Annotated in this window: 12 protein-coding genes and 2 pseudogenes; 7 read left to right on the top strand and 7 right to left on the bottom strand. The window is 53.4% G+C overall.

Features of this window, described 5'->3' with window-relative positions; all coding sequences use genetic code 11:
- The first annotated feature begins 126 nt into the window (after window positions 1–126).
- A complete protein-coding gene (locus tag D888_RS0118175) occupies window positions 127–777 on the top strand; it encodes a metal-dependent transcriptional regulator (RefSeq protein ID WP_020678002.1) in 651 nt (216 codons plus the stop codon).
- Window positions 778–859: 82 nt separating this feature from the next.
- On the opposite strand, the gene D888_RS22345 is transcribed toward D888_RS0118175, so the two are convergent.
- Both D888_RS22345 and D888_RS24830 read right to left on the bottom strand, forming a co-directional pair.
- The gene (locus tag D888_RS22345; protein ID WP_156827058.1) at window positions 860–1,192 is read right to left on the bottom strand and encodes a magnesium chelatase subunit ChlI family protein; all 333 of its coding nucleotides are present in this window, start codon (window positions 1,190–1,192) and stop codon (window positions 860–862) included.
- 12 nt (window positions 1,193–1,204) lie between these two features.
- Window positions 1,205–1,327: pseudogene (locus D888_RS24830) on the bottom strand (ATP-binding protein); the annotation flags it as partial.
- A gap of 14 nt (window positions 1,328–1,341) precedes the next feature.
- Here D888_RS24830 and D888_RS0118185 point away from each other — a divergent pair.
- The 4 genes from D888_RS0118185 (at window position 1,342) to D888_RS0118200 (ending at window position 4,746) form a co-directional block, all read left to right on the top strand.
- Window positions 1,342–1,836: a helix-turn-helix domain-containing protein gene (locus D888_RS0118185; protein ID WP_020678004.1), complete on the top strand. Its 495-nt coding sequence runs from the start codon at window positions 1,342–1,344 to the stop codon at window positions 1,834–1,836.
- Window positions 1,837–1,950: 114 nt separating this feature from the next.
- Window positions 1,951–2,304, top strand: coding sequence for a helix-turn-helix domain-containing protein (locus tag D888_RS22350; protein ID WP_026362484.1), 354 nt, complete (start codon window positions 1,951–1,953; stop codon window positions 2,302–2,304).
- Window positions 2,285–3,538, top strand: coding sequence for a type II toxin-antitoxin system HipA family toxin (locus D888_RS0118195; RefSeq protein ID WP_020678006.1), 1,254 nt, complete (start codon window positions 2,285–2,287; stop codon window positions 3,536–3,538). Before D888_RS22350 ends, D888_RS0118195 begins: the two co-directional genes overlap by 20 nt.
- Window positions 3,539–3,828: 290 nt before the next feature.
- Window positions 3,829–4,746: a glutaminase gene (locus D888_RS0118200; RefSeq protein ID WP_020678007.1), complete on the top strand. Its 918-nt coding sequence runs from the start codon at window positions 3,829–3,831 to the stop codon at window positions 4,744–4,746.
- 84 nt (window positions 4,747–4,830) lie between these two features.
- Here the strand turns inward: D888_RS0118200 and D888_RS24915 are convergent.
- The 5 genes and pseudogenes from D888_RS24915 to pdxR form a co-directional block, all read right to left on the bottom strand.
- Window positions 4,831–4,989: pseudogene (locus tag D888_RS24915) on the bottom strand (DUF5131 family protein); the annotation flags it as partial.
- Between the two features lie 454 nt (window positions 4,990–5,443).
- Window positions 5,444–8,581 carry an efflux RND transporter permease subunit gene (locus D888_RS0118210; RefSeq protein WP_020678009.1) on the bottom strand — a complete coding sequence of 1,046 codons (3,138 nt, stop codon included), beginning with the start codon at window positions 8,579–8,581 and terminating at the stop codon, window positions 5,444–5,446.
- A gap of 3 nt (window positions 8,582–8,584) precedes the next feature.
- The gene (locus D888_RS22355; protein WP_083928909.1) at window positions 8,585–9,739 is read right to left on the bottom strand and encodes an efflux RND transporter periplasmic adaptor subunit; all 1,155 of its coding nucleotides are present in this window, start codon (window positions 9,737–9,739) and stop codon (window positions 8,585–8,587) included.
- A gap of 44 nt (window positions 9,740–9,783) precedes the next feature.
- Window positions 9,784–10,413 (bottom strand): TetR/AcrR family transcriptional regulator, encoded by a 630-nt coding sequence (locus tag D888_RS0118220; RefSeq protein WP_083928910.1) that lies wholly within the window; start codon window positions 10,411–10,413, stop codon window positions 9,784–9,786.
- Between the two features lie 541 nt (window positions 10,414–10,954).
- Window positions 10,955–12,349, bottom strand: coding sequence for a MocR-like pyridoxine biosynthesis transcription factor PdxR (gene pdxR / locus D888_RS0118230; protein ID WP_020678013.1), 1,395 nt, complete (start codon window positions 12,347–12,349; stop codon window positions 10,955–10,957).
- A 132-nt stretch (window positions 12,350–12,481) separates the two neighbouring features.
- On the opposite strand from pdxR, the gene D888_RS0118235 reads away from it, so the two are divergent.
- Both D888_RS0118235 and D888_RS0118240 read left to right on the top strand, forming a co-directional pair.
- Window positions 12,482–12,853, top strand: a complete 372-nt coding sequence (locus D888_RS0118235) for a pyridoxamine 5'-phosphate oxidase family protein (protein ID WP_020678014.1) — start codon at window positions 12,482–12,484, stop codon at window positions 12,851–12,853.
- 30 nt (window positions 12,854–12,883) lie between these two features.
- A complete protein-coding gene (locus D888_RS0118240) occupies window positions 12,884–13,060 on the top strand; it encodes a hypothetical protein (RefSeq protein ID WP_020678015.1) in 177 nt (58 codons plus the stop codon).
- Window positions 13,061–13,597: the final 537 nt, after the last annotated feature.

The following is a 13,597-nucleotide window of genomic DNA, read 5'->3' on the forward strand; positions in this document are numbered from 1 at the left end:
GGAGCTGTTCATCCTTCGGCGGCTGCCAGAAGGTTAAGTGCCCTTACTGCGGGTACGAATCACCCAGAGAACCGGAATTTGTCGAAACATTACGCAGTTTAAAGAAAAAGATCTGGAGAAAAACTGATGAAAATAAATGAGCAGATTGAAGAAGCGCTAGAGGTTCTGTGGGTCTGTCTAGTGGACGCTCGCCCGCAGCTAAACACGAAAAGCCAGTTGAGCGCGAAATTGGAGATCTCCCTTGACCAGCTAGCTCAGGAGGGGCTGGTTGATCTATCGGGGGAAACCATCCATTTCACCCAGGCGGGAAAGCAAGAAGCCGCACTGGCGATCCGCCGACACCGCCTTTCGGAACGCCTGTTTCACGATATCATCGAGACCGACCAGACGGACATGGAGGAAGCGGCCTGCCAGGTGGAGCACATCGTCAAAAAGGGGATCGAGGAAAAAATCTGTCGGCTTCTGGGACATCCCGAGACTTGCCCCCATGGTAAACCAATCCCGCCCGGCGAATGCTGCCGCAAGGCCCGCGAGACGAAAGAGAAATTTGTTGTCCCCCTGACCAGCCTGAAGCCGGGGGAGTGCGGAACCATCGCCTACATCAAGGCCGGTGATTCGAAGAAGCTACAGAAATTGATGGTCATGGGAGTCCTGCCCGGCAATAACATCGAGCTGAACGCCAGCTTTCCCTCCTTCGTCTTTTCCGTCGACTACAGTCAGTACGCGGTTGATACGGATATGGCGGCGGCCATTATTGTCAGGCGGAGCGGAATTTGAGAAATTACAAACTCGCTCTGCCACTCTGAAATCCTCTGGTCTCTCTTCTTCAATCCTGGCAGGTGCTCTCAAACAGATGAATTCACCCCAATTTCCGATCCAATCCGCGATACTGAATTGCCTCAGCGAGATGCATCTGACCAATATTCACTTCTCCTGCGAGATCAGCAATAGTTCGTGCCACTTTGAGAATCCGGCTGTAACTACGAGCTGACATACCGAGTTTGTCGACCACCATCTCCAGCAGTTTTTGCCCCGCCTCGTCGAGCGGGCAGAACTTGCGGATGTGTCGGGCAGCCATGGAAGAGTTCGCATGCAGGCCATAAGCCGCAAGACGTTCCCGCTGTATGGCACGGGCCTTTTCCACTCTGGCACGGATAGTCGCAGAAGATTCACCATCCACTGGATCAGCCAAATCCTTATGAGGCACCCGTGGAACCTCGATATGCAGGTCGATTCTATCCAGTAATGGACCGGACAATCGCTGCCGATAACGTTGGATATCATGTGGTGCGCAAGTACATAAGTTACTGAAATCACCGAGAAATCCGCACTTACAGGGATGTGGACCCCTTTACCAACAATTTAAAGCTTGATCAAACAGCCGGAAAAATTGAGATTCCACTGACAATCCAGCCACTTGAAGAATTAACCCGCGAACCTGTCACCCTCGGGGACCACTTGCGACGACGCAGAATTGAGCTTGGTTTGTATCAAAAAGATGTTGCCGCTAGGCTCGGTGTAACAGCCCCAACGGTCTGGAACTGGGAGAACCGAGGATCGGTTGATTTGCGATTTATACCCCGGGTTATTGCGTTCCTTGGCGATAATCCTATCTCCCAACCAGATGATCTGCTGGGAAAACTGACTTGGTACAAACAGGTTAACGGCCTGAACCTGGAACAACTCGGTGTCGAGATGGGACGAGATCCGGAGCAGCTTGCGGACTGGTTAAGCGGACGGCATGAACCCTGTCGGCGGAACCGGGAAGAAATTGAGATCTTTTTGGCAAACGGTGCAGAGAACTCCTGTAGGGTTCAGCCGACAAGAAATGTCTGAGTCGAATAGGCGCATATAATTAACTCAAATCATGAGTTGATTAATTCACGTCAAAAGCAAAACTGTAAATAAGATTGCCTAATTTAGCCATATTTGTTAATTATATTTACCATTATGTCAAAAAAGACTCTCCATATTTATCCCGGCTCACTGAAGGAAGTCGAGTCTCTGGGTCTCAGACTGAAGGATGCGCGTCTGCGCAGGCGTTTCTCCATGGAGGTCGTTTGCGCCAGAGCCGATATCTCCCGGCCGACGCTCTCCAAGATTGAAAAAGGGGATCCATCGGTTGCTTTTGGTCACTATGTGCAGGTGCTACGTGTTCTTGGCCTATTGGCTGACCTGGCGCAAATTGCCAATGAAGATGTTTTGGGCCGCAGGCTGCAAGACGAGGCTCTCCCGCACAGACAAAGAGCACCTCGCAAGAAAAAACTTCCGCAGGAAGACATTGATGGCGAAGGGAAAAAATAGAAGACAGTTGTGGGTCTGGCTGGACGATCCTGCTTTCGGCCCCCTGCAGAAGATCGGCACCCTGTCGCAAGGGGATCGCGGCAGCGCCAGTTTTGCTTATGATCCTGACTGGCTCACACACGCCCATGTCTTCCCGCTCGATCCTGAGCTGGATTTGCTGCCGGGCGATTTTTATCCTAATGGCTCAAACTTCGGGGTCTTCATGGATTCCTGCCCTGATCGCTGGGGCCAACTGCTGATGAAGCGCCGGGAGGCTATTGAGGCCAGAGATGAGAAACGCTCCTCCCGAACCCTTGGCCCTTGGGAGTTTCTGCTAGGAGTGCAGGACTGCACCCGCATGGGGGCCTTACGCTACAGCCTGCCAGACAGCAATATTTTTCTCGCCGCCGAAGCCCTGTCCGCCCCTCCTGTCACCAAGATTGCCGAATTACAGTCCATTGCCTTCGAATTGACCCGAAAGAAGCTGGCCAGCCCTGACAAAATCAAAGAATGGCTGAAAGTCCTTGTCGCACCGGGAGCTTCGCTTGGCGGCGCACGTCCAAAGGCGAACCTTATCGATGATCAGGGGCACCTCTGGATCGCCAAATTCCCTTCGGCGGATGACGACTACGATGTCGCAGTCTGGGAGAAGGTCCTGCACGATCTCGCCCGCGACTGCGGGATCTCCGTCCCAGAATCCCAGCTCATGCAGCTCGGCGACGGTTACCATACTTTTCTCGTCAAGCGTTTTGATCGCGAGAGAGAGAGCCGACGCTTCTTTGCCTCGGCCATGACGCTGCTGAAGCATGTCGATACGGATGATGCCAGCTACCTGGAACTGGCGGAATTTCTGGCGACCTTCGGTGAGCCCGACCTTCTGTCCGCCGATCTTGAAGAATTGTTCACGCGGGTGGTGTTCAATGTCGCCACCGCCAACCGCGACGACCATCTGCGGAATCACGGCTTCATGCGTTCACCTGCCGGCTGGCGGTTGGCACCGGCCTACGACATGAATCCTTCTTTCAAAAAGGAGGAGCATGCTCTGGCTCTGGACATCGAGAACCGCCTGCCTGACCTGAGCGTTGTTTTAGCAACGGCTGGCTATTATCGGCTAGACAGAAAGCGCGCCAAGGCCATCATCGAAAAGGTGATTGAGATCGTTTCGGATTGGGAGCGTCGCGCCCGAAACCAGGGTCTATCCCGTCAGGACTGTCTGGAGGCTGCGCACTTGTTTATGGCCGCTGGTAAAAAATAAAGGGCTGGGGTTCTCTCCCGCTACAAGGTTCCGCGGCGGCAGATACAGGATAGGGCAACGTTTCGGGTCCTGCTGTCAATGTGTCAGTCGGCATCCAAATTTGACACTCTTAGAGATGAACTCGGCGTTGAACATTGACCCACTTAACTTCTGACTTCTGACGTATTAACAAAGAGTTAAATCGTTGCCCCCCCCTCGGACCCAGCATGCCGATGCCGGGTCAAATTTGGATGCCGATCAACATTCCACCAAATACGTATCTAAAACACCTTGTAAGAAAGCATGACAGAGTGACAAACTATCAGCTGGTACTGGATTATATCGTTGAAGCGGTTAGACCGCAGTTCGGAAAAGGGAAAGTGGCGGACTACATCCCCGCCCTCGCAGGCGTACCGCCTCGCAAGTTCGGCATTGCGGTGTGCACCATGGACGGACAGATTTTCAAGGCTGGTGATGCCGATGAAGGCTTTTCGGTCCAGAGCATCTCCAAGCTGTTTGTCCTGCAACTGGTCATGCAGCATTTCGGCAACATGATCTGGACCCGAGTCGGCAAAGAACCCTCTGGCGATCGTTTCAATTCGATGCTACGACTGGAGCAGGAACAGGGCATTCCCAGAAACCCGTTCATAAACCCCGGGGCGCTAGTCATTCTCGATCTGCTGCAAAGCCTTAAGGGGGATGCCTACCAGCGGATCAGGAACTATCTCCGTTTTCTGTCGATGAACGAGACGCTCGACAGCAACCCAACCGTGGCAGACTCAGAGTTTAACCATGCCCACGTCAACCGCGCTCTCGCGCACCTAATGAAGGGCTATGGCAACATCCATGGCGATGTTGAAGCCCTGATGGAGATTTACTGTTTCCAATGCGCGATGGAGATGAGCTGCGTCGAACTCGCTATCGCCGGGCTACCTCTCGCTGGCGGCGGTTATTCGCGGCCCCATGAAACCGCGGTTATCTCCAAAAGTCAGGCCAAGCGGATCAATTCGGTGATGCTGACCTGCGGCATGTATGACAGCGTCGGCAGTTTTGCCTACCGGGTTGGCCTTCCGGCCAAAAGCGGTGTCGGCGGCGGCATCCTGGCCGTGGCTCCAGAAAAACTGACTGTCTGCACCTGGGGTCCGGAACTGGATGCATACGGCAACTCCTATGTTGGGACTGCCGCCCTGGAGATGTTCACGGAAATGACCCACACCAGTATTTCTTGAATCAATCGGTTTATTTTGTTGTTATCCACCATATTTCCCTACGGACCGCGACTTTCTGCCTGACTGGACCCAGAATGCAGGAAATCAATCTGCCACAGGGAATTGTTGCCAAGTTTTGCGGTCTAAAGTGCGGCCTGCCTTTTTCTTACTCACCCCACCCCACTGTTTGAAAAAAAAGGGTACATTTTGAGATGTACATTGATCCCTCAAATCTCGGACCCAGTCTTCTTTCATGGGCCTAGCAAAGCTGGCCACATAGAGTTCACGTTCAGCACCGGTGCTGCTGTTCTCACTGCTACGTGATTTAGTTGCGCTCGCTTCTGCATCTAGGATCGGGAAGTATGCGGCCTGGCTAGTGCCGCGCATTGCCCGCGCTTCACGGATGTGCGCCTGCGCCTCTTTCAGATCTAGGTTGCCGGCGACCGCACGTTTTTCTAAAGCAGAGATCTGGGTATCCTGCAGGATGCTCCACCAGTGGGCGATCGCGTCCGGTTCGGGAGCCTCAGCGCTGAGTCCGCGCAGTAATGTGGCCTTCTAGGCGTCGGGTGCGGATGGGGTTGGTTTGATATAGTTGGGACCTACCGCCGCGCAGCCACCGAGGGCCAAAAGGCCAGCCACCAGTAGGCTGGAGTAGATATGAACGCTATGAATGCCTGTGCTGAGCATTGCTGGGCCTCGCCGGTTGAGAGGTTTAGATTCAACCATGATTACCCCGCGCTCTCCGGCGTGCGCGCCAGGCGCTGCCTTTTTCACGCGCTGACTGGAAAACATAATAGAGCACTGGGATCAGGAAGATCCCGAAAAAGGTCGTGCTCAGCATGCCGCTAAAAACGGTAATGCCTATGGCCTGGCGGCTGCCGGCGCCGGCGCCGGTTGCAATGACCATCGGCACCAGGCCGAAGATAAAAGTAAAGGAGGTCATCAGCACCGGTCTAAAGCGGATGCGCCCGCCATCTACCGCCGCTTCGGCGATCGAGAGGCCATCTTCGCGGCGCGACTGGGCAAACTCGACAATCAGAATGGCGTTCTTGCACGCCAGCCCGACCAGCAGCACCAGGCCGATCTGGGCGTAGATGCTGAGGCTGCCGCCGTTCAGCCACAGACCGGCCAGCGCGCCAAGGGTTGCGACCGGCACCGCAATGATGATCGACATCGGGATATTCCAGCTTTCATACTGGCCGACCAGAAACAGGTAGGCAAACAGCAGCGCCAGCGCGAAGAGGATCGTCACCTGCCCGCTGCTCTTGCGTTCTTGAAACGACATCCCCGACCAGTCGAAGCTGTATCCTTCGGGGAGGGTTTTGGTCGCGATGCGCTCCATCGCCGCCATCGCTTCACCGGAGCTGAAGCCCGGCGCCGCGCCGCCATTCACCTTGATGCTGGTCAACTGGTTGTAGCGATCGACGGTCTGCGGCCCGAGCTCGGTTGACAGGGTCGCCAGGCTGGTCATCGGCACCATCTTCCCCGTATTGCTGCGCACATACAGGCGGCTGATGTCGTCAATCGAATCGCGCTGCGCGGTCGCGGCCTGCAGCTTGACCTGATATCCTCGGTTGGCCAAGTTGAAGTCGTTGACATAACGTCCGCCGAGTTGAGCCTGCAGGGTCGCGAAGACCGCGCTTATCGGGACATTGAGGGTTTCGGCGCGATTGCGGTCAACATTCAGCGCCAACTGCGGGTTGTTGGCGGTGTATGTGCTGAAGACGCGACTTAAGGCCGGGTCCTGATTGGCCGCGACCACCAGCGCCTGGGCGGCGGCGACGAACTCCTGCGGCGATTTGTCAGTCAACGACTGCAGCTGGAAATCGAAGCCGCCGGTGCGCCCCAGTCCACGAATGGGCGGTGGGGTGAAGGCCAGGATATTGGCGGTCGAGATCGCGGCGAGCTTCTGCTGGGCCTTCTTCAAAATTGCATCGACATGCAGAGCAGGGCTGGCCCGCTTATCCCAGGGGGTCAGAATCACCAGGCCGAAGCCAACATTGTCGCCGCGCCCGCTGAGCAGACTGAAGCCGCTGACGCCGAGCACGCTGTCGATCCCGTCAATCGCTCGCAACTCCGTGGTTACCTGTTTCATCACCTCATCGGTGCGCGCCATCGCCGCCGCTTCGGGCAGTTGCAAGTTCAGGTAGATGAGACCTTGATCCTCCTGTGGCAGGAAGCTGGTCGGGCGATTCTGAAACAAAAAATAACTCCCGCCGATAATCAGCACCAACGCCAACAGCGCGACTGATTTCCAGCGAATCAGCCAGCTGGAGCCGGCGACATAACCTTTACGCGACTGATTGAGCGCCTTGTTGAACCAGACCAGCGGCCAGAAGCGCACCGGCAGTGGTTTCTTCAACAACACTGCGCAGAGCGCGGGACTTAAGGTGAGGGCGCAGATCGCCGAAATGACCACCGCGGTACAAATGGTGACGGCAAACTGCTTGTAAAGCTGACCGGTAATCCCCGGCAGAAAGGCGACCGGGATAAAGACAGCCAGCAGCACCAGCGTGGTGGCGATGATCGGGCCGGTGACCTGACCCATCGCCTTAATCGCGGCATCTTTGGGGCTGAGCTGTTCGTCGTCCATCACGCGATAGACGTTTTCGACCACCACGATGGCATCGTCGACCACCAGCCCAATCGACATGATCAACGCGAACAGCGAGATGGTGTTGGCGTTGTAACCCAGCGCCAGCAGAACGGCGAAGGTCCCGATCAGCGAGACAGGAATGGTCACCGTGGGCACCAGGGTCGAGCGCCAGTCCTGCAGAAACAGAAAGGTCACGCCGACGACCAGCATAAAGGTCAGAAACAGGGTCCAGATCATTTCGTGGATGGCGGCGGCGATATATTTGGTCGAGTCATAAATGGTCTGATATTCGACCCCACTCGGTTGGCGTTTGGCGAGCTGCGCCAGTTCGGCGTTGACCGCCTGCATCGTCGCCAGGGCGTTGGCGGTGGGGGAGCCGTAGATCGCCAGCGTCACCGCCGGACCGCCGTTCAAGACTGAACGGGTGCTGTAGGATTTGGCCCCCAGTTCGACCGTTGCGACATCCTTGATGCGTACCAGCCCACCCTGAGCGTTGCTGCGCAGGATGATATTTTTAAACTCTTCGACGTTCTGCAACCGCCCCTGAGCAGTCAGGGTGTACTGCAGCTGCTGGCCGGTATTGACCGGTTCGGCACCGATTGAACCGACCGCCGCCTGGATATTCTGCTGGCGGATCGCGGTGACCAGGTCATCTGCGGTCAGGCCCAGAGCGGTCATGCGCGCCGGGTCCATCCAGATGCGCATGCTGTATTCGAGTTCGCCGAAGATATTGATATCGCTGACGCCATCGAGGCGTACCACGGCATCCTTGATCGTGCTGCTGACGTAGTTACTCAAGAACAGCTTGTCACGCGAGTTATCTGGCGAGAAGAAGCTGATCGCGCCGAGCATATCTGCCGAGCCCTTGCGCACCGTGACACCCTGCGCGACGACCTCCTGTGGCAGCTTGGCGATCGCGGCCTGCACGCGGTTCTGCAGATTGACCTGGGCGATGTCGGTGTCGGTGCCGACCTCGAAGGTTACGCTCAGGCTGTATTGGCCAGAGTTCGATGAAGACGACGACATGTAGAGCATATTTTCGACGCCGTTGACCTCAGCTTCGATCGGCGTCGCGACGCTGTTGGCCAACACCTCGGCGTTGGCGCCCGGATAGGTCGCGCTGACCCGAATCTCGGGCGGGGTGATCTTGGGATACTGGGCGACTGGAATGTTGAACATGGCGATCAGCCCGGCCAGGGTGATAAAGACCGAGAGCACTACGGCCAGTCGCGGCCGGTTAATAAATATGCGGGAGATCATGGTTTAGTTCCCCAGCGGCGCTGCGGCAGCATTCGCAGTGGTGATCTTGACGGTTTGCCCTGGTCGTACCTTTTGCAGACCCTCAACAATTACCTGCTCGCCCACGTTGATTCCGGCTTCTACCGCCCACAACCCACCAACGATTGGGCCGGTGGTGATGCGGCGCTGTACCACCTGATTCCGCGCATCGACCAGTAACAGGTAGCGACCGTCGCGATCTTCGAGCACCGCCGACTGCGGGATGACCGGCAATTTTTTGGTCCGTCTTTCACTCGCGACCAGCCGCACATACTGTCCCGGCAGTAATAGCCCGTCCGGGTTGGCAAACAGGGCGCGCACTGCGATGGTGCCGGTGGTGGGATCGACTTGGTTATCGACAAAATCGATCTGTCCCGTCTGCTCGAAAAATTCGCCGTCAGCCTGCAGCAGCCGCGGTTGCATGATCCCGGTCTTTTTCTTGCTGGCCGCATCCAGTTGTGCCGCCTTGACTGAGGCAAGGTCATTTTCACTGATCGAAAAGAGCACCCGGATCGGGTCGAGTTGAACAATGCGTGCCAGCGCCTCGGAGGTTGGCCCGACCAGGTTGCCCTTGCTCACCGCAGTCGCGCCGATGCGCCCGCTGATCGGGGCGGTAATCCGGGTATAGCCCAGGTCGATGCTCGACAGCTTCTGTACCGCTTGTGCTTCCTGCAGATCGGCTTGGGCCTGCAGCGCAGCAGCTTCGGCACTTTCGATGTCGGTACTGGGAATGCCGCCGGTCCGCACGGTTTGAATCCGCGTTAAGTGCTGGCTGGTCGAATTGACTGCCGCCTGGGTTTTAGCCACGCGCGCCTGATTGACCGCCAGCTTCATCTGGTAGGGTGCGGGTTCGATCAGATACAGCAGCTTACCGGCCTGCACGTTGCTCCCCTCTTTGAAGTGGATCTCTTCGAGCAGACCGCTGACCCGCGCATGCAGATCGACGGTTTGAATCGCCTCTACGTGGCCCACGTACTCGGTCGAGGGAGTTACATTCTGTTCGGTCACGATAACGACGGTTACCAAGGGGGGTGGTCCTGCTTTAACATTGGCCGCGGCGTTGGCAGTATGAGGAGTTTGAACGAGAACCAGACTGAGCAGCAGAACAATATGCATTATGGGAGTGAGGATTTGTCTCATGACGTCAATGCTCCGAAAAGATTCAAAAAGTAAGTATGCGTAAGTTAGACTTTTATTTTGTCACTAATCGCTTCCCAGCAGCCCTCGGCAACCTGAGCGATCAGTGTTTCATCCAATTCAACCAAGCCGGCGATGACATCGCGGACCAAAAAAAGGACCGGTCCAAATGAGAGGGAGAGTAATACTGGTACCGGCAGGGGCTTAACCGCTGCGTCTTTTCCTTTAAAGAACAGCTCCATAAAATGGTTCTTATGACCAGACTTGCTTTCGAGGAGCCATTTCTCGCGTTTCTTATCAATTCCGAATGGTGAATGATAGTATTGCTCCAGAAATTTGAATTCCTGAGGGTGATTTGCCAAAAAATTGGTCAGGTTGACAATGAGCTGTAAGAATTGTTTGCGGGTTGAAAGTTCTTGATTCACACCCTGCACGATCGCCTGCTGAAGGGATTCATCGACCTGCTGATAAAGTTCATCAATCAAACCAGGTTTATCCGTAAAATAGCGATAAATACTGCCAACCCCGACCTTGGCCTGAGACGCGACCCGCGCCATAGGCGCATCATGAAAGCCCCGCTCAGCAAAAAGTTCCAAGGCGGCATTCAAGATAGCTTGTTGCTTCATTTTGTTGAAAGTGGGCATACCGGATCCTTTCGGACGGAACGTTCCGTCCATATTAGTGGCGATATTTTAGAGTGTCAAGATATTCAGCGGAGAATACAGTGGTTAGCAATTGTGACAGTCGATCGACTTAATCGATAAGCCTTTATTTCGCTTGCTAATATCCAGTCAAGAAGAGTAGTCATCATCTATGTAATAGAACAAAGGGCGTAGACGCCTCGCAGTCTGCTGCGAGGGATTAATCATAACCCAGGGTGGGAGCTGACCGGGTCTTCTGTTTGTAGCAGTCATGAGCTGTGAAAATGTCCCGTCCAAAGTGGGGGGCCATTACTATTTAGTCACCATCAATCAGGCACTAAAAAACCCTCGGTCAGCAGATCGAGGGTTTTCTGATTTATCAGGATCAGTAAGATTTCATATTTCTGACAATTTATGGCCCATGATAGCAAGCGAGACAATAAATAAAACAGCTCCTTTCAGAGTTCCTAACGGAAAACTGACCTCATAGTTATATTCAAAACTGGACCTACTCTAAGAGCCAGATCCCTCGTAATATACAAATTATAAATATTTAGATTCGGAACCGAGCAACGAGTCAGAGACAAACTTGAGCAAGAAGAGCAATTCCATCTTCTATCTCACTGGTGGTCAGGCCACCGAATCCGAGCATCAATTTAGTGGTGTCGGGTTCTCCAGTGGCACAGGTCCATGAAAATGGGAACAGACGAATACCTTTTTGCTCGGTGCGGCGGATGATTTCCTTTTCGCTAAAGCTTGTGCCAGGCAGTTGCAGAACAATATGGAGTCCTGCTCCCTGTCCGACAATCTCAGCCAGTGAACCGAAATGTTTATTGACAGCAAGGAGCATAGAATCGTGCTTCTTTTTATTGATACTGCGCATCCGTCGAATGTGTCGAACCCAGTGGCCCTCTTCCATAAATTTGGTAAGGGTCCTCTGCTCAAGTTGAGAGACGGATGAGAAAAAAGTCTGGAACAAGCTACGGTAGGTCGCTAATAGCGATTGGGGCAGAACCAGGTAACTAATCCGTAGTGCGGGGGACAAGACCTTAGAGAACGTTCCAAGGTAGATGATATTTCCGCTCGGCCTCAATCCCTGCAAAGAAGGGATCGGCTTGCCGCTATAACGAAGTTCGCTGTCATAATCGTCTTCGAGGATAAAATTTCCACCAGCCTCGGCCCATTCGATCAGTCTTAGTCGGTTGGCGACCGGCATCACATATCCCAGTGGCAATTGGTGCGAAGGGGTGACATAGGTAATGGTACTGTTTTCAGCTTCAAGAGCATCAAGATCGATCCCGTCGGGACGGACGGCAACAGGAACAACGCTATATGAATGGTTACGAAAAACAGCGCTTGTTAGAGGATAGCCGGGGTCTTCAACCGCTACGCTGGAATGATCTTTTTTCAGGATATTGGCAACAATGTCGAGGCTATGTTGAAGTCCAGCGGTGATAACAATTTGGTCTGGGTCACAGACAACGCCGCGTGAGCGCTCAAGATAACTTTGTATTGAATAGCGCAAGCCCAGTTCACCTTGGGGATCACAATATTGAGAAAGTTGTTGGGGGTTTTCTCGCAGACACTCAAGGAAGAATTTACGCCAAAGCCGACTGGGAAAGCTTGCCTGGTCAAGACGTGCAGGATGGAAGTCATAGCGAAAGATCGGTGTGCTTTGCAAAGGTGGGCGCTGATTGTCAGGTTTGGAAACGAGAGACCTTGGAGCCGAGTCCTGATCGAGGGGTGACACAAAATAACCGCTGCGAGGCCGACTGTAGATGTAGCCTTCTGCGAACAGCTCTTGATAGGCACCTTCTACCGTATTGCGGCTGACGGTCAGATTGTTCGCCATGTCGCGGACAGACGGCAACTTGGAATCAGCTGGCAACGTACCCAAGAGAATATGCTCCCTCATCTGATTATAGAGTTGTTTAAACAAAGGGGCTGGTGCGTTGCTGTCTAGAAAAAACATTGCACTTCCAATCAGGTCCGGATTTTTAAACAAGTTACAAATTGATTAAAAGAAATTATCGCATAGTCGTACAAGAAAATCTGACTCTTTTTGCATAGAGCAGAACAACACTAAAAACAGGAGGTCGTTCCGATGATTCCAGAAAAATTACAAGAAATCATGAAGAAAGATGGAGTGGTTGCGATCGCAACATTAGGTGAAGACGGTCCGCACATGGTTAATACCTGGAACAGTTACATCCGGGTTTCAGAGGAAGGTCGCTTGCTTATTCCAGCCGGTTATATGAATAAAACCGAGGCCAATGTTGCTTACAATAATCAGGTATTGATTACTTTGGGCAGCAGTAAGGTGACTGGCAATAACGGACCTGGTGCGGGTTTTCTGATTAAAGGCACGGCAGCTTTCGTCACGGATGGCCCGGACTTTGATTTGTTGAAGTCAAAGTTCAGTTGGTTACGGGCTACTCTAGCTGTTACCATCGATTCCGCCACACAGACTTGGTAACTCATAGAAAAAACAATAAGGAGGATTGCAATGGATATTGCAGAAAAAGTGTTAGAAGTTATGCGTGCCGAGGGGCAACCACTCAACGCTGGGAAAATTGCGGAACTCGGAACTCTTGACCGTAAAGCTGTTGACAAGGCAATGGCCAAGTTAAAAAAAGAGGAAAAGATTGTTTCGCCCAAGCGATGTTATTGGACACCGGCTTAGGCTTAAATGCCACCCGATCTTCAACAAGAAGCCCTCGATCTTTGATTCAAGGGCTTTTCTCAAAAATCACCATCCATCAGACACTAAAAAAACCTCGGTCAGCTGATTGAGGGATTTCTGATATATCAGAAGATTTCAGACGAGTTGGTTGACATCAACGACTTGGCTTGCGAGGGCATTGATCGGACTGATAAGCAGAAAAAGTATAAAACCCATGTCGAGCCTCCCGGATCATCAGAATTAATATGACATTATAGAGATCACTGATCCGAGAACACATGCAAACTTTATTCAGTATGTTTCTGACTGGATATGACCGCAGCAGGGACAGAACTACCAGTCTTGGCTAAGATGGACTCCACAGATACATTGGGAGCGATGGTTGCTCCTGCGAGGTCGATTCCTAAGATAGAGAAGGATCGCGACCGCTACTAGATTTATTCCGATCAGAATCCCGGCGGGAAAACTGATGGTAAGCAGAGATGCAACAGTGCAACGACCGCAGGAGAAACTCCAGTAATTGTAACAAATAATGCT

The organism is Geopsychrobacter electrodiphilus DSM 16401, from assembly GCF_000384395.1.
Classification (GTDB): Bacteria; Desulfobacterota; Desulfuromonadia; order Desulfuromonadales; family Geopsychrobacteraceae; genus Geopsychrobacter; species Geopsychrobacter electrodiphilus.